Origin of the sequence: Rossellomorea oryzaecorticis (assembly GCF_038405515.1) — a bacterium.
Lineage (GTDB): Bacteria > Bacillota > Bacilli > Bacillales > Bacillaceae_B > Rossellomorea > Rossellomorea oryzaecorticis_A.
In genome coordinates this window covers 90,825-107,670 of record NZ_JBBYAF010000001.1, presented here as the reverse complement: position 1 = coordinate 107,670, position 16,846 = coordinate 90,825, and the positions used below count along the sequence as shown (strand labels likewise).

The following is a 16,846-nucleotide window of genomic DNA, read 5'->3' as shown; positions in this document are numbered from 1 at the left end:
GCTGTACGAAACAGCCTCTAACAAGATTATTGATTTCTTAACAATTGATCATCCGGTACTTTGCGGAGAGGCTTGGCAGGAGAGCCCACAACGAGGGTTTCCGGTTCGACATCCCTGGAGACGATGCTTCCTGCAGCCACTGTTCCATCCTCGTGGATCACTTTACCTGGAAGAATTAAAGCATTCGCTCCTATTCTTCCGCCATCTTTGACTGTTACACCTTTAAATTTATCATATCGTTCTTTAGAACGTGCCATGTAATTATCGTTGGTGGTGACAACGTAAGGTGCGACAAAAACATAATTGCCCAGAGTGGAATAAGCAGTGATATAACAGTTTGTTTCCAGCTTGCACTTCTCTCCCACTGTACAATCATTTTCTACAGATACGCCGCGTCCAACGATTGTCTGTCTCCCAATCGTCACCCTCTCTCTCACGGTGGCCAGATCGGCAACAAACACTTCTTCTCCTAGTTCTGCATTTGCATAAATGATAGAAGATGTTCCCAAGGTCGTTCCGTCCCCGATGACACACGGCGGCAGTTTCTTCACTTCAGGAAGAATTGAATTCTTTGCGCGGGCCGGCTGTTTTCCGATGACCACGTTATCTTGGATCATGACATTGTTTCCAATTTTGGAACCAGCATAAATGATGACATTGTGTCCAACCGAGACGTTCTCTCCAAATTCCACACCGTCTTCAATAACAACATTTTGTCCTATTTTTACAGGCTTCATTTTATTTCCCCTTTATCCTTTGTAGAACTCTTTAATATTAGCCACTACATATTCCTGCTGTTCTCTCGTTAACTCAGGGAACATCGGTAAAGAAATCGCTTCTTTTGCCGCTTTTTCCGTTTCAGGAAGGTCCCCTTCTTTGAAACCTAATTCTTTGAACACAGGCTGTAAGTGAAGCGGCTGAGGATAATAAATCATCGTCGCAACACCTTGTTCTTTCAGATGAGCCTGTAACTCATCACGTTTCGGTACTCTGATTGTGTACTGGTGATACACATGATGGTTGAATTCCTCTTCATAAGGAGTAACAACGATATCACTCAGTTCTTTATTAAGTAATTCATTGTAATAATAAGCATTTTCACGTCGTTGATCACTCCAATCATCCAAATGCTTGAACTTTACATTTAGGATGGCAGCTTGAAGTTCATCAAGACGACTGTTGTAACCAAGTACATGGTGATAGTACTTTGGCTTACTTCCGTGTACACGGAGCACACGCATACGTTCACCGACTTCGTCGTCGCTAGTAATGATCATACCCGCATCTCCGTAAGCACCCAGGTTCTTTGTAGGGAAGAAGCTGTAACATGCTGTGGTACCAAGTTCTCCTACTTTCTTGCGTTTATAGGTTGAACCGATAGCCTGCGCAGCGTCCTCGATGATTGCGATGTTGTGCTTGTCGGCAATTTCTTTGATTCTATCCATATCGGCCATTTGACCATAAAGGTGTACTGGAATGATTGCTTTCGTCTTAGGGGTGATCGCAGCCTCAATTTTTTCTGGATCTATATTGTAGGTTTTAGGATCAATATCTACAAATACCGGCGTTGCTCCCGTTCTTGCTACAGCTCCAGCTGTCGCGAAGAAAGTGAATGAAGGAACGATCACTTCATCATCAGGACCAATCTCCAGCCCTAGAATCGAAATGTTCAAAGCATCTGAACCATTCGCTACCCCGATACCATGCTTGGCATTACTGTATTCAGCAACTGAAGCTTCTAAATCTTTCACATTTTGCCCTAGAATAAAATGTGCTTTGGACATAACATCTTCCATTGCTGTGTGAATTTCTTCTTTTAAATTTTGATATTGTTCAGTTAAATCTAACATAGGTACTTTCATTGGGCATTCTCCTTGTTTTTAGAATGATTTTGCTTACAAACCGAAAGAAATTGATCTGAGAGTTTCTCAATATTGTGGTGTTCGTCCAAATAACGGTATCCATTCAGCTTTATCGCTTGTTTCTCTTCACTTGTTAAGTTTAATAAAGACTCCAACCCTTTTGCAAATTCTTCCGGTGCTTCAGGAGTGACAGTGATCCCTGCTTCTGCATTTGCCACAATATCATTGAATACCCGGCCGGAAAAGATGATCGGCTTGCCTGCCAACAAATAATCATTCAGCTTATTTAAGCTGATTCCATATTGATATAGATTCGTATCAAGCATCGAAACCATTAAGACATCGGCAAGGTTCAAAGTGGAAAGCACTTCTCTCTTAGGGATGCCGTCCAGAAAATATACATTGTCCAGACCCAGCATTTGTGCTTGTTTTTTTAAGTTCCCTTTTTCAGGGCCCTCTCCTACAAATACAAATGCAGTATCTTTTCTTGGTAATTTAGAAGCGGCACTTACGACTGTTTCTAATGAGTTGGCAACGCCATGAGAGCCTAGATACATGGCAATATTCGAATAATTTTCTCTTATCTTATCCAAAGTCGGTTCAAGGGATGCCGCATTTTCCAATTCATGAATCTTGTCCAAATCTATTCCGTTCGGGATATACACGATCTTATCTTTTGGAATCCCCAAAGAAGTAATATATTTATAAGCTCCAGGGAGCGTCACGATGATCTTCTCGGATTTTTTATAAACAAATTTTTCAATCCATCCGAACAGTAAAGCTACGGGATGATTCTTGGAAAATGCGCCAAAATCAATCAATGTCTTTGGCCATAGATCACGAATTTCAACAATGAACGTTGAGCCCTTAAGCTTGCTTAAAATGTATGCTGCCAAACAAGCAAACAGATGGACGGAGGAACCTACAATCACGTCAGGTTTCTCTTTTTTCTTCATCCCTCTTTTAACAGCTGTCAGCATATAGCTCATCATATTCAAGAGCCTCTTTGGACCGTTCCCGTTATAAGGAAGTGTCCATACCCATTCGAACAAGACTCCATTTACATTCTCTGAGTAATTCTTCTTTTTAGGGTCCCGCCATTTAAATAGATAGACTAAGAAACTGCTGGCGAATATGGTGATCTCATGACCCTTATCCGCCATATGCTTAGATAAGTCATAATGACGTGTTATCCCTGTTTCATTAGGTTTTAATGCTACTGCATTGAGTATCCAAATTTTCAACAATTTTCACCCTTTAAAGCCATTATAAACTCTTATAAAGCTCAACTAACCGGACACTTTCCTGTTCCCAGTTATATTTATTCATGATTGCCTTTCGGCCGTTCTCACCCATTTTTCTTGCTTCTTCTTTGTTATTTAATAGATATCTGACTGCATCCGCAATTTCACCAGGGCTCATTGGATCAACACAGATTCCGCATTGGGCATCTTCGACGATCCCCCTCCATAGCGGGAAGTCACTTGCTATGACAGGTAATCCGGCAGACATGTATTCAAATAATTTTATCGGGTAAGAAACAACATAGCGTGGTTCAGGATGAAGAATGACTAAACCTACTGAAGAAGTATTCAATAAGTCCGACACTTCTTTTCGGTTCAGATATCCCTCGAAGTTGACATGCTTCCACCCTTCTAATTGTTCCATTTCTTCCTGAAGGGAAGGAGGCGCAAACGCCCCGGCTAAATGTAGGGTGACGTCAGAAGAAGCGGTATCTTTGTTCAGCTCCTCCATTGAGCGAACCATCTCTTCTATTCCACGCAGTCTGGTTATCCCGCCGATGTAAACTATTTTGTTTTTATCCATTGGCTTCACTGCATCCGCAGAACCCTCTCCTATTAATTCGTTCATAATCGGAAAGTTATGAATCGTAACGGAGTTCTGTTGATATGTAAGGAACCGTTCATTGATTGTAGGGGTAGCTGTCACGACAGCATCGAATCTATTGGACGCGTACCTTTCCAGTCCTTCTACCATTCTGGATACTAGTTTTCTCAATGGCTTCGGAATCCATTGTTTCGAGAGTACTTGCTGCGGTACATCCTCATGTACGTCGTAAATCACTTTTTTACCCTTGGATTTTAAGAGCAGTCCGACTGGAAGCAGTTCGGGATCATGGAAGTGATAGACATCAGCATCCACTTCAAGTGCTTTCTTATAAACACTCTGAGGACCCTTGAGCATTCTAAGATAACGATTAGATGATCTTACTGGCGCCCCTATGATGTCTACACCATTCTTCGTATATGATTCACTGTTTCCTACTACCAGGCTCACGTCAAATCCCGCTTCGCTCAGATAAGAACATTCTTTCACAAAAATTCGAATATCTTCAGTTGGATGAACAGAAGTTAAATGACAAACTTTCAAGTTAGATCCCTCTTTCGGAGAACACTGGTAAAAAGAGTCCAGACGTGAGGACTCTTTTTACTGTAATTTATAAACGATAATAATTTTTGATATCATCGCGATAGTTCTTCATAGCATTTCTTGTATCAAAAATAACCGGTGATTTTTCTGCAATCATCTTGTAATCAAAGCTGCTATGGTTAGTAGTGATAAGGACAAGATCTGCATTAACAAGTGCTTCTTCAGTCAGGTCTACAGGCTCGATCACTTGGCCGTTTAATCTGAACTGCTTCACATGCGGATCCACCACAGTAAAGTCAGCACCTTCTTTACTCATTTCACTTAAAATATCTAAAGCTGGAGATTCCCGGACATCATCAATGTCCTTCTTGTACGCAACACCCAGAACAAGAACTTTAGCCCCATTAAGTGATTTTTGATTCTTATTCAAGATTTGCATAGTACGGCTGACCACATATTCCGGCATCGCGTTGTTGATTTCACCAGCAAGTTCAATAAGTTTCGTATGGTATTTGTACTCCCTTGCTTTCCATGTTAAGTAGAACGGATCGATAGGGATACAGTGTCCGCCCAGTCCAGGACCAGGATAGAACGGCATGAAACCATATGGCTTTGTTGCTGCTGCATCAATGACTTCCCATACATCGATCCCCATACGGTTGCACAGGACGGCCATTTCATTTGCAAGAGCAATGTTGATATGACGGAATGTATTCTCAAGAATTTTTTCCATTTCAGCAACTGCAGGTGATGAAACTTCATGTACATCGCCTTCAAGAACACTCTTATATAATTCAGCAGCTACTTTTGTACAGTTAGGTGTTATGCCGCCAACCACTTTTGGAGTGTTTTTAGTATTAAAGTCTTTGTTACCCGGATCCACACGCTCAGGAGAATATGCAAGGAAGAAATCTTCTCCTGTTTTTAATCCTGTTCCTTCAAGAATTGGCTTAAGGATTTCCTCAGTCGTGCCAGGATAAGTCGTGCTTTCAAGAACAATCAGCATACCAGGGCGCATGAATTTAGCAATTTCTTTACCGGAACTTTCAACATAAGAGGTATCCGGCTGCTGGTACATATCCAATGGGGTAGGGACGCAAATAGCTACTGCATCCACTTCCTGGATCATTGAGTAATCTGTTGTTGCTAGAAGTTTCTTATCCTTGATTATTTCTGCAAGTTCTTCGTCCACCACATCTCCAATGTAATTGACGCCGTCATTCACCATGTCCACACGTTTTTGCTGGACATCGAATCCAATAACGTTATAGCCGGCTTTTGCTTTCTCAACAGCAAGCGGTAAGCCTACGTAACCCAGACCTACTACGCCGATTGTCGCTTCTTTGTTTGTTATTTTATCAAAAAGGTTTTGAGCTTGTGCTGATAAGGTCGTTTCCATTGTTGATCCCATCCTTAATTAAGAATAATTGGTTTATTGTGTTCAGCTGATTCATATAAAGAAATGACTAATTCCAGAGCTTTCCGTCCATCTAATCCTGTAACTACCGGCTCACGATCCTCTTTGATCGCTTCTACCATATCTTCAATGATTCGCTGGTGTCCAGGCTTGCCCCATGGGTCATTTTTTATATTTTGGATTAACTGCTCAATTTCTGATTCGTCCATTCCTTCGATTGTAAGGTGTTCGATGTGAAGGGCATTAGCTCCACTGATCTTCACTGTCCCTTTTTCTCCAAAGATAGTGATGGATTCCTCAAAATTTTTCGGGTATATGGTTGTGGCTGCTTCAATTACGCCAAGCGAACCGTCTTCAAAGCGGGCAAGACCCGTTGAAACATCTTCCGCCTCAATATTTCTCAATCTTGTGGCAGCCATGCTGTAGACCTCTTTTACATCTCCCATTAACCAAATAAGAAGATCCAGATTATGAATAGCTTGATTCATTAATACCCCGCCATCCAGTGACTTGGTCCCTCTCCAAGGTGCCTGGTCATAATATTCCTGGTTCCGGTTCCAGCGCACTGTGGCGTTGGAGTGACTGATCTTGCCGAATACGCCGCTTTGCACGAGCTCTTTAAGCGCAACAAATGCCGGTCTGAATCTGTTCGGATGCACGACTGCAAGTTTTACGTTATTTTCTTCACAAGCTGTAATGATTTTGTCCGTATCCTCTAATGTGAGAGCAATTGGCTTTTCAACGACTACATGCTTATTCGCTCTAGCGATTTGGACAGCGATATCGGCATGGAAGCCGCTTGGAGTACAAATATTCACCACATCTATATCAGTATTTAACATTTCCTCCAGGCTGGTATAACCTTTTACATTAAATTCACTTGAAAACGTTTCTACTCTTTCAGGTTGAGTATCGCACACCGCTGCCAGGGTTGCTCCATCCGCTTCCTGGATTGCAGTAATATGTTTCTTTGCAATATGCCCACAACCGACTATGCCAAACTTGATCATTCCATTACCACCTATCTCAAATATACTCAATTGGTCGCACTACCTATCATACACAAAATGATAGAAATTTGGGTTATAAATATTTTTCAATTTGGTTACATAAAAGATTTTGTTAATTTTTTTGCTGTATTCCTGAGTAATATAATGTCCGCCTTCCTCAGAATCAATAAACTGAAAGGGGTCACTTTCGTTTCTCGAGAATATATTATCACTTTTATCACAAAACTTAAAATATAAGTAATAGTAGAAGCAATTGCCGCTCCTTTCATTCCTATAGACGGGATGAGAATCAAGTTAAGAATAACATTTAACACAACATTGAATATTGATACGTACATATTGAGTTCTGGTTTACCGCGACCGGCTAAATCATTTGATAATAGTTTCTCTACTGCCAGAACAACTATACCCGGAATTAATAATTGAAGCATCAACGAGCTGCTCTCGTACTCATTGTTTAAGAGAACATCAAAGATAAAATCGGATAATATAAATACTGCAACACCCAAAAGGATCATAAATAATGTCATGATTCTTGTAACCAGGCCGGTTATCTTGTTTCGATCAATGGTTTCTGTCGACGATGAAATCCTTGGCAGCAGCACACTGGAAATGGATTGCGAAAAGATCGACAGCCGCTCACCGATATTTACAGCGGCTGAGTATATCCCTACCGGTCCCTTACCCAAGAAAAATCCTAACAGGAAAATATCCAGGCGGTAATTCAAAAACGTCATAACGTTACTGATATGAGCTTTGATTCCATACGTAACAGCTTCTTTTAAATAGGTTTTTGAAAAACTGTGGAAATCCAGCTTCAGCTTGTCCTTAAGAAATAGATTCATTAAACAATACGTCACACTGCAGAAATATCCAAACCCGAAAGAAAAGACTGCAGCTTCCAGCCCCAAATCCATCAAAAACACCAATATCAATACTGATACAACAGTACCCATCTGTTGTATCAACAATGCGGTATTAAAGGTCTTGAATTTTTGCTGGCCCTGGAAAATCGTTTGTAAAAAGATCATCCCCAGCATAAATGGCAAAGCAAATAAACTTGCAAATAACAGCGCCAGGTTCAACTCTTCAAACTTGGATTCTTTAAACATGAACATGACGATCGTTCCGATAAGGATCCCTGATAAAGACAATAAACCCGCCATTATGACATTGGTATTAAAGATTTCCCGCAGCGAGTATTTTTCTCTGCTGACAAAATAAATCGTCGAGGAATTCAGCCCTAAATTCAGGAATGTCATAATCATGAGAGGAACATACGTGATTAAGGTGTACTCACCGTACCCTTCCTTCCCAAGCGTCCGACCCAGTACCGAAATAAGCGTGATACCAATGACAATACTTGCAACCTGTCTCGTCAATGTGATTAAGCTATTTGAGAAAAAAGAACCTTTAGTATTCATGGTCGTATAAAGCTCCTAATGATTGTAGATTTTCTGCAAATCGAACATAGTTGTCATCACTGGAATATTTATTCTTCCACGTGTGATAAGCCTCTTCCCTCTTAGGCTGCAAGGTTCCAGGCTGCATAAATAAATCATTTAGAATCTGTGTGATCTGTTCAGGATCAAAGTCTTTGTCCAAAAGCCAACCATTTCTTTCATTCACTACCTCGGTGGTGCCGCCTACATCGGTTGCTATAGCAGGGATTTTTGCGCTGAATGCCTCCATGATCGTCACAGGAATTCCTTCACTTTCACTGACATTCAAGAACACATCAAATGGTTGGCTTCCCAAAGTCTGAATGACTTCATCATTGGTGAGATTTCCTGCCAACTCTCCTTTACTTTGTTCCGGAAATTCTTCAATGATGTTTTGAATCCTTTCTTTCTCTGGTCCATCTCCTATATGTACCCAGTGAATCGGGACTGCTGCCTTTTTGATTGCTTCCGCTATCAAATGTACCCTCTTAACCGATTTTAAGTAGGAAACAGAAACGAGTTTCAAAACGTCAGACTTTCGCTCCATCTCTCCATACGAAAGTTCTATTCCCTTTGTACCCAATCGGTTAACCTCAATTTTATGATTTATTTCCGAGAACTTATTTGTTAAATATTGTTTTCCATTCCCCGAAATGCTGAACGTTTTATCCAAAAACCGGATGACTTCTTCCTGTAATGGTAAATAAGGAGGCGAGTGTCTTTCGGAGTATAAATCTCCTCCATGCACCCTTGATACAGCCTTGATAGACCGCCTTTCTTTTTCCATAGCCAGGGAAGCCGCGGCAGGGGTCAGCCAATACGAGTAGTATATACTGCCGCCCTCTGCTTTTTTCTCAATAGGGCCTATTTGATTTCGAATTTGATTGGCATCTGCCACCCATTTATACAACTTGATTTTGCCTTTTAAGCCAAATTTCCCGGCATTATGCACATCCTTTTTATACCAGGACCGTACCTGTGAATTAGTAAGCCCTTTAACGAGGTTCAGCATTTTTCTGTACTTGATATTTTTAATTGGGCTTTTGAGAATTTCCACTTTTACATTACCAGGTAATTCCCTGTTATGTGGTTTATCTAGATTCCAGCACTCTTGATTCGTAGGAACAATGATGATCTTATCGAATTTCTCAGCCAGAACCTTCACTTCGTTATAAATAAATTCTTCTCCTGGCGAATAAGGAAAGCGGCTTGTGAGAAGAATAAGACTTTGAACTTGTTTCATTGCAAATCTCCTTAGAAATAAGATAAAAAGCTGCAGGAGTGCTCCCACAGCTTATTGACGCCCTAAGATTTTCTTATAAAAACTTAGGAAAGGTTTATGTTTTTCATTTACCAAGCCAATAACTTCAGCAATCGTCTGAATCGTAATCAATAATGCCGCTATTAATAAAACGGAGCCCCACAACGTAGCTTTTGTAAAGATAATGGCAGATATACTAAAGAATAACCCAAGAGCGTAAATGATCAATACTGTTTCTCTATGCGAAAACCCCAAACTGATCAGGCGATGATGCAAATGGGATTTATCCGGAGCTGATATCGGTTTCTTATTGACAACCCTTCGGATAATGGCAAAGATTGTATCAAATAATGGAACACCCAATATCAATACCGGAACAACGAAACTGAAGAGTGTCACACTCTTATAAAGACCTAATAAAGATAATACAGCTATCATATAACCTAAAAATAATGAGCCTGTATCCCCCATGAAAATCTTGGCAGGATGAAAATTATAAAAGAGGAACCCTACAGCACTTGCGAGTACAATCAAGGCAAGTGTCAATATAAGGACTTTCCCATTCATAAATGCCATGAAGGCTATTGTGGCCAAACTTATGGATGATATCCCGGCTGCCAATCCATCGAGTCCATCAATCAGATTAATCGCATTGGTGATTCCAATCACCCATAAAATTGTCATAGGGATTGCCAGGAATCCAATATCGATGCGATCGAAAAATGGGATGTATAAAAACTCAATCGTTAATCCAGAATATACCACAATACCGGCTGCAAGCAGCTGACCCAGCAATTTGAGTTTTGGAGACAGTGCGAACTTGTCATCCAATAAACCAACAGCGACGATTACCAAAGCGCCTACTGTAATAGAAGCGATCGGTTCTTTATATAATCCGGACGCGAAATACCCGGCAAGGACTCCGATGAAGATGGCAAGTCCACCCATCCTCGGCATTGCCTTGGTGTGCACCTTCCGTTGGTCGGGCTGGTCAACCACGCCGATAAGCTTAGCAAGTTTTATAACCCATGGAGTGACAATAAGGACGGAGACAAAAGAAATTAGTACCGACAATAGTAGCGTAATGTCCATTATATTTACTCCTTTGATTTCTTGATTAATTCCTAAATCAGTTTAACACAAAATACATTCTTGGAAATGAAAATTTTTTTACAATTTCATTTCATATATACCCTGTCTGTCTTATTCTCTAACCTGAAAGTAAGTTTATTAGTGGTAATATTCACTAAGCAAGTTACTCTAGAGAAAAACATATAACGTAATCAGTCTTACTTCAATAGTTCATTCAATGCATTTTGTGTCATTATTTCGATTTTTTGATTATAAGAAGCTACATTCGTGTGGCCATAAGGGTCGAGGAACCAATTCCAATAGAATGTCCCAACTGAGAAAGCTTTGGTTCCATATGGTTTTTCCCACCAGGTAACATCAGCGACACTATTCTTTCCATAAAGGCTTATCGGTGATCTTGCAATCAATTCCACTCCGGGAATCTCTCCATCGTAATGATCAATCTCTCCGCCGATGATACCGGGTATTCTGTCACCATTTTTCAGACCTGTTCCTTGATAAATCCAATGAGATGCATCGGTGACTAACATTGGATAAGTTTTATCAGGAATACCTCTGTACATAGTTCCAAACAATTCATTTTCCGGTCTGTTAACCGGAGGATTCCTAAATAGAGTTGTCACTTTGCTTGGATCTATCTTCTGATAAGGATCCTGACTTGCTTTAGCTTTATAGCTCACAATGGTAGAAGCAGCATCTTCCAACCGAACTTGCCAATACCCCACATTAGCATTGAAGTTTGCAAGATTCATATTGTTCTTGGTCAACGTCTCGATACTGTCTCTGGTTTCTTTCGTCCAATATTCATCGTGCCCCGGTATGATAAGCAATTTTGGATTATCCTGTGCCAATTTCCCTTTAGCTATGTCAACATTTGAATAATAGTTTAATTTATAACCTTTCTTTTCAAGCCACCTGATTAGATTATATTCATAATGAAAGAATTGGCCCGCTCCATTCCCATCTTGATACGGGCGGTGATAAGATAATTTAATGGCTGGTTCTTTATTCGTGCTGTTATATCCGTAAAAACTTTTCCCGCCCCAATTGTTGTATGCCTGGTAAGTGTTTGTTGCCAGTACAATACCAACTTCATTCTTTACATTTGAATTCACGACAATCGGAATATAGGAAGTGTTCAATCTGCTATCTACAAGCTTGATTAGGTACATACCACTCTCCCAATCTTTCGGAATTGAAAAGTGAACATTCTTTACCCAGTTAGCATTTAAAGTAACAGGATTTCGTTTACTATTTGACTGGGTATATGCAGACATATAACCGAGTGATTTCTTCAGCACTGCACCTTCCCCATTGTAGTGGCCCATCCTGTAAATTTCTGCACCGTAACCATATTCACTAGAAATATATAGATTAACAGTATCACCAGGCAGATAGGAAGTCTTGTCCGAATAACCCTTAATGGAGGAAGTCTTTTTAGTAATCTCCCAGCTACCAAGTTTATATATGATACCCTCGTTAACTGAGGCAGGACCACCAAATATCGTTACTTTCTCAGGCTTGCGGCTGATCAAATAAGAATGTACAAGATCAGGTGTGTAAGTCGGTCTGGTCAGTAACACAGGGCCATTCGCTTTTGCAGCAACTGTCGACCCGCTTAATGCATCGGCAAAAGAGAGTCCGGTTGCCATAAAGGATTGTCTGGATCCCGGAAAAAATTCTTTCGCGATATTGGCAGATACCTCATATCTGTCTTTGCCCCCAATTCTCTTCTTTACAGGCAATAAATCTTCTACATCTTTACTTACACTCGCAATACCTCCAACAATGGTAACTTCGGATACCTTCTTATCCTTTATCAAGCTTAAAGTGGAGGAAGGCAGGCTGTTTGATCTTGTTAGTAAAATGGGAAGATTATTGATAGAAGCATACGGAGCAATGGATAATGCATCCGCGAAAACCAGACCATTGGCTAGAATGACGTGAGAGGAAGGAGGAAGTTGCTTAGCAATGTTTTCCGATACAGCAAACCGATCCTTTCCCGGAACTCGTGAAATATTTTGAAGTCTGGATATGTTGGCTTGATCAATTTCTTTGACAACCGAAGGGTTGATGCTGCCTTCTCCCCCTATCACTATGATCTCCCGTGGATTTAATCGTTTTAATTCATCGAGTGTGGTGCTTGTCAAACGATCATTTCTTGTAAGCAGTATGGGAGCATCTTTATAATAAGCAAAGGGCGATGCTGAAAGAGCATCTGCAAATGCTAAGTGGTTTGATAGGATAACCGTATCAGCACCATTTCCCCAATATTTCTTTGATATATTTACAGCTACTTCAAAACGATTTTGACCATCAATTCTTTCATTTACCGTTTCCGCTTCAGCAGTACCTGCAAAAAAGCTAATATACACTAAGATACCAGCAAAAAATAAAATAATTCTTTTCACGTATGTCTATCTCCTTGTAATTTTATAAAAAGACACCTGGAACAAGCATATTCCAGGTGCCTTTCCGATATTATTCCTTACTTTTATTATCTAAAGAAAGTAAGCACTCCATTAGAGATTGCAATTGCAGCTTGTTCTCTGTAATAATCACTTCTTAATTTCGCTGCGTCTTCTTCATTTGTTATGAAGGCCAGTTCAACTAGAACACTTGGCATCGTGGCTTCCTTGATAACCTTAAAGCCGACGTTTTTAACTCCTCTATCATTTGTATCTAACTTTTCTACTAATTCATTGTTAATATAAGTAGCCAATTCCTTACTTAACTGACCTGCGTACGTATCATCATAGAATGTTTCAGTGCCTTGTACATCAGAATTGGAATATGCGTTTGCGTGAATGCTAATAAACGCATCCGCACCTTGCTTATTTGCTAATGCTGCTCTTTCAGAAAGCGTAGGATAAGTATCTGTCTCACGAGTCATGACAGTATACGCACCATTTGAATCTAATTTTCCTTTTACTCTTTTTGAAACATCAAGGTTCACTTCTTTTTCAACAACACCATTCCCGGAAGCACCAGGATCACTTCCCCCATGCCCAGGATCTACGACTATCATCTCACCTGCCAAAGGACCTGCTACAGCCTTAACCACACTGTTTGAAACAGAAGCTGTGCCGCCTAAAACAACAAAATTCGTCATTCTCTTCTGACCTGTAATTTCTTTCGTCGCTTCAGGTAGAGAAGAATTTCTTGTTAATAAAACCGGAGCGTTTTTCTTGGCTGCTAAAACTGACCCAGTCAAAGCGTCAGCAAAAGTCTGCCCGGTAGCCAAGAATCCTGTTGAAGTTGATAGATTCAATTTTTTAATAATGTTAGCTGCAACTTCATATCGATCTGATCCGCCGATTCGAAGAGGGCTGTAAGCTGATAAATCGGCATAAACCCCATTGCTTACACTGGCAGTTCCACCCATTACAATGACTTGGCTTGGTTTTCTATTTAGTAAGCTTGAAACCGTTGGAGCTGGAAGCTCGTTATCACGTGTCAATAAAATTGGCATGCCGTTTCTTGAAGCATGAGGTGCAATTGCCAAAGCATCTGGAAAATTTAAACCATTTGCTACTACTGCTTTCGAAGAGCTTGGCATTCTTTTCGCAATTTCAGCTGATACTTCAAAACGATCTTTCCCACTAATACGTTCAACTGAAGAAATTCCTAAGCTTTTCACTTCATTAACGACATTATTTGAGATGCTGGCTGTACCACCTACAACAAAAACTTTTGAAGGCGATAATTCGCGCAGCTTATTTTTAGTTGTGTCACCTAAACTAGTTGGACGCGATAACAAAATCGGTGCATTCATTTTGTAAGCTAGAGGCGTAGCTGAAAGGGCATCAGCAAACGCATCATAGTTTGCAAGGAAAACTATATTTGCACCACTAGGCCACCCTTCCTTTGCTACATTCGCCGCTACTTCAAACCGATCCTTACCTGCTAAGCGTTTATGCTGTCCTTCAGCACTGGCTCCATGTGCTAAACCCAAAAAGACGATAGAAACAACCAGTGTCATTAATATTTTTTTCATTATTTCCTCCATTTTTATGAGATTTCTAGTTTATTAGTTTCCTAGTGTGGTATTAGGATAATAGAAGTTTAAAATTTGTTGGTACGTTTGACCATTATTCGCCCGGTTGTTGGCGCCTTGCTGGCTCATCCCAACACCGTGGCCGAAGCCTTTACCATAAACAAGGAAAAAGTCATCATTGTTATTATCAACATTTTCAATTAATGTACTACGTAAGTTAAGTGTTCCAAATAAATACCTTACTTTTTCATAATAGGGAACATTAGCGCCATGCTCTAATATATCTAATTTTTGCTCATAAAGTTTTATTGGACTACCAATCCCTTGGTCTCCAAAACCATCTTCATAATAATAATCTTTTGTGCCTTTTTCTCGCATATAAAATTGTACTGTTAGGTAACTTTTCTCGATTCTCTTCCCAGCATTTAATTGAGGGTCAATTTCATATTTTGAGATTTGTTTAACTTTTATATCTTTATTAACATAACCATGTTTACCAAGATATTTCTTAACATTGGTTACTAATTGACTTGATTTACTAGTGTAAATGTCCTGATTATCATTTTTATCGTCTAAGTAAACTGTGTGACTTTCATTTACATTATCAAACCACCAAGAAGGGCTTATTAAGGCTTTATCAATACTTATATTAGGGTATCCAGTTGTTTTTTTTGAAATTGATATAATATCTTGATCATCGAAAAGATTCTTGGGGACTTTTAACTTCCATTTATAATCATCAAAAGTGTCAGTTCCATTTGAGAGATAACTTAGCTTCTTTTCTCCCCCCCATTCATCAATATTGGTCGCTTTTTCCCCTCCATTACTAGATGAAAAGAAAGCTGTGATTGGCTCACCACCTGACCTCAATATCAATCCTTTTGTACCTTCAACAGCAGCGGAAGTTTCATCCTTCCAATCATACCCTCCGTATACCTGAAAGCTCTGATCATCAAGTACTGTTTGCCCTACTTTATGAATAGCATATGTCCGTGCAGCAACCGCTTGTGCTTTTAGTGCTTCCGCATGGTACCAATAAGGTGATTCTCTTGGAACCACGCTTTTTAAGTAGTCTTCATAAGGAATATTTAAATTGATTGGCCTTACATATCGATCTGACTCTGATGTGAATTTCATTTTCCCAAGATATTGTCTATTGGCATTCCCCTTAACTATTAGAGCATTTTCCTCTGAATAAATTAAAGGTTTCAACACAAAATCAGATTGACCAAAATCCGCAACCTTCGTACTGCCTTGATACATGGCTAATCTTCCCGATTCATTTTTCACGACATAATCCGTTCCAGCTTGCAGTTTAAATTCATTTGGCAGTTGATTAACGACTTTCTCTTCAACAGAAGCAGGACCGCCTAAGATGTTGAATACATTATAATCCTTATTATCTATTAAGCTGTTAATTACATCAGGTAGACTATCAGCTCTCGTCAATAATAACGGAGATCCATTTTTCGCAGCGAGCACTGAGCCTGTTAATGCATCAGCGAATGTTAAACCGTTTGACACGTATGCCATTGGTGAATTGATATTCAATTCATTTACGATATTTGCTGAAACTTCATAACGATCTTTACCATCAATTCGTTTAGTCGCTTTTGCACTATTATAAACATTATTATCAACACTTCCGGTACCGCCAATGACCGTTACATCAGATTTCCCCTTAATAGCTTCATAAGTTGGAGCCGGGATACTATCTTTCCTAGTAAGAAGGATAGGGATCTCATTCTTTGCAGCATAAGGTGCTATAGCTAAGGCATCCGAAAAGATCAATCCGTTGGTAAGAAACGCTTCACTTGACGCTCCAAGATTTTGTGCGATTTTTTTTGATACCTCGAAACGATCTTTCCCATCAATACGGGAGACATTAGCTGTAATGGACTTTAATTTATTTTCAACTGCCCCATTTACACTTCCAGTACCACCGACAATGATAATCTTATTCGGGCTAAGTGTTTTAATTTTATTGAACGTAGAATCAGGAATATCTCCTGCTCTCGTTAATAGGATAGGTGCATTATATTTGTAAGCAAGCGGAGACGCAGCAAGCGCATCAGCAAATGCTACTGAGTTTACCACAAACACTGTTTCAGCTGTATCCCAGCCGTTACTTGCAACATTTTCCGCAACCTCATAGCGATCACCACCAGAAAATCTCTTATTGTTATTTTCTAGTTTATAAGTACCTTGACTGTTTACTACAAGACTAGTTCTGTTGCCAATATAATTTTTTAATTTTACTGAGATAGTCGATGCGCTGGCTTCTGTAATAGGAGAATAAGCTAAAATCACACTGGCACTAACAACTGATACAACTGTTTTTCTTAAAAAACCCAATACTCTTTACCTCCATCAT

At 39.9% G+C, this 16,846-nt stretch carries 12 protein-coding genes; all 12 read right to left on the bottom strand.

Features of this window, described 5'->3' with window-relative positions:
* Positions 1 to 26: 26 nt before the first annotated feature.
* Positions 27 to 737 (bottom strand): acyltransferase, encoded by a 711-nt coding sequence (locus tag AAEO50_RS00525; RefSeq protein WP_341979285.1) that lies wholly within the window; start codon positions 735 to 737, stop codon positions 27 to 29.
* A gap of 12 nt (positions 738 to 749) precedes the next feature.
* Positions 750 to 1,862 carry a DegT/DnrJ/EryC1/StrS family aminotransferase gene (locus AAEO50_RS00520; RefSeq protein WP_341979283.1) on the bottom strand — a complete coding sequence of 371 codons (1,113 nt, stop codon included), beginning with the start codon at positions 1,860 to 1,862 and terminating at the stop codon, positions 750 to 752.
* Positions 1,859 to 3,106, bottom strand: coding sequence for a glycosyltransferase family 4 protein (locus AAEO50_RS00515; RefSeq protein ID WP_341979281.1), 1,248 nt, complete (start codon positions 3,104 to 3,106; stop codon positions 1,859 to 1,861). The genes AAEO50_RS00520 and AAEO50_RS00515 overlap by 4 nt, the downstream gene beginning before the upstream one ends.
* 22 nt (positions 3,107 to 3,128) lie before the next feature.
* On the bottom strand, positions 3,129 to 4,253 hold the full coding sequence (locus AAEO50_RS00510; protein ID WP_341979279.1) for a glycosyltransferase family 4 protein: 1,125 nt from the start codon (positions 4,251 to 4,253) through the stop codon (positions 3,129 to 3,131).
* Positions 4,254 to 4,320: 67 nt separating this feature from the next.
* On the bottom strand, positions 4,321 to 5,652 hold the full coding sequence (locus AAEO50_RS00505; protein WP_341979277.1) for a nucleotide sugar dehydrogenase: 1,332 nt from the start codon (positions 5,650 to 5,652) through the stop codon (positions 4,321 to 4,323).
* A 14-nt stretch (positions 5,653 to 5,666) separates the two neighbouring features.
* Positions 5,667 to 6,680 carry a Gfo/Idh/MocA family oxidoreductase gene (locus AAEO50_RS00500; protein WP_341979275.1) on the bottom strand — a complete coding sequence of 338 codons (1,014 nt, stop codon included), beginning with the start codon at positions 6,678 to 6,680 and terminating at the stop codon, positions 5,667 to 5,669.
* A gap of 95 nt (positions 6,681 to 6,775) precedes the next feature.
* Entirely contained in the window at positions 6,776 to 8,104 is a 1,329-nt protein-coding gene (locus tag AAEO50_RS00495) for a flippase (RefSeq protein WP_341979274.1), read from the bottom strand.
* Positions 8,094 to 9,365: a glycosyltransferase gene (locus AAEO50_RS00490; RefSeq protein ID WP_341979272.1), complete on the bottom strand. Its 1,272-nt coding sequence runs from the start codon at positions 9,363 to 9,365 to the stop codon at positions 8,094 to 8,096. Before AAEO50_RS00490 ends, AAEO50_RS00495 begins: the two co-directional genes overlap by 11 nt.
* 51 nt (positions 9,366 to 9,416) lie before the next feature.
* On the bottom strand, positions 9,417 to 10,475 hold the full coding sequence (locus AAEO50_RS00485) for an MraY family glycosyltransferase (protein WP_341979270.1): 1,059 nt from the start codon (positions 10,473 to 10,475) through the stop codon (positions 9,417 to 9,419).
* 197 nt (positions 10,476 to 10,672) lie between these two features.
* Positions 10,673 to 12,886: a cell wall-binding repeat-containing protein gene (locus AAEO50_RS00480; RefSeq protein ID WP_341979268.1), complete on the bottom strand. Its 2,214-nt coding sequence runs from the start codon at positions 12,884 to 12,886 to the stop codon at positions 10,673 to 10,675.
* An 86-nt stretch (positions 12,887 to 12,972) separates the two neighbouring features.
* Positions 12,973 to 14,472 carry a cell wall-binding repeat-containing protein gene (locus AAEO50_RS00475; RefSeq protein ID WP_341979266.1) on the bottom strand — a complete coding sequence of 500 codons (1,500 nt, stop codon included), beginning with the start codon at positions 14,470 to 14,472 and terminating at the stop codon, positions 12,973 to 12,975.
* A gap of 33 nt (positions 14,473 to 14,505) precedes the next feature.
* Positions 14,506 to 16,827, bottom strand: coding sequence for a cell wall-binding repeat-containing protein (locus AAEO50_RS00470; protein WP_341979264.1), 2,322 nt, complete (start codon positions 16,825 to 16,827; stop codon positions 14,506 to 14,508).
* Between the last annotated feature and the right edge of the window lie 19 nt (positions 16,828 to 16,846).

Excerpts from the sequence above, each read along its gene's own strand:
- AAEO50_RS00505 (WP_341979277.1), bottom strand. The coding sequence starts at position 5,652 with ATGGAAACGACCTTATCAGCACAAGCTCAAAACCTTTTTGATAAAATA.
- AAEO50_RS00495 (WP_341979274.1), bottom strand. The coding sequence starts at position 8,104 with ATGAATACTAAAGGTTCTTTTTTCTCAAATAGCTTAATCACATTGACG.
- AAEO50_RS00525 (WP_341979285.1), bottom strand. The coding sequence starts at position 737 with ATGAAGCCTGTAAAAATAGGACAAAATGTTGTTATTGAAGACGGTGTG.
- AAEO50_RS00500 (WP_341979275.1), bottom strand. The coding sequence starts at position 6,680 with ATGATCAAGTTTGGCATAGTCGGTTGTGGGCATATTGCAAAGAAACAT.
- AAEO50_RS00485 (WP_341979270.1), bottom strand. The coding sequence starts at position 10,475 with ATGGACATTACGCTACTATTGTCGGTACTAATTTCTTTTGTCTCCGTC.
- AAEO50_RS00475 (WP_341979266.1), bottom strand. The coding sequence starts at position 14,472 with ATGAAAAAAATATTAATGACACTGGTTGTTTCTATCGTCTTTTTGGGT.
- AAEO50_RS00490 (WP_341979272.1), bottom strand. The coding sequence starts at position 9,365 with ATGAAACAAGTTCAAAGTCTTATTCTTCTCACAAGCCGCTTTCCTTAT.
- AAEO50_RS00520 (WP_341979283.1), bottom strand. The coding sequence starts at position 1,862 with ATGAAAGTACCTATGTTAGATTTAACTGAACAATATCAAAATTTAAAA.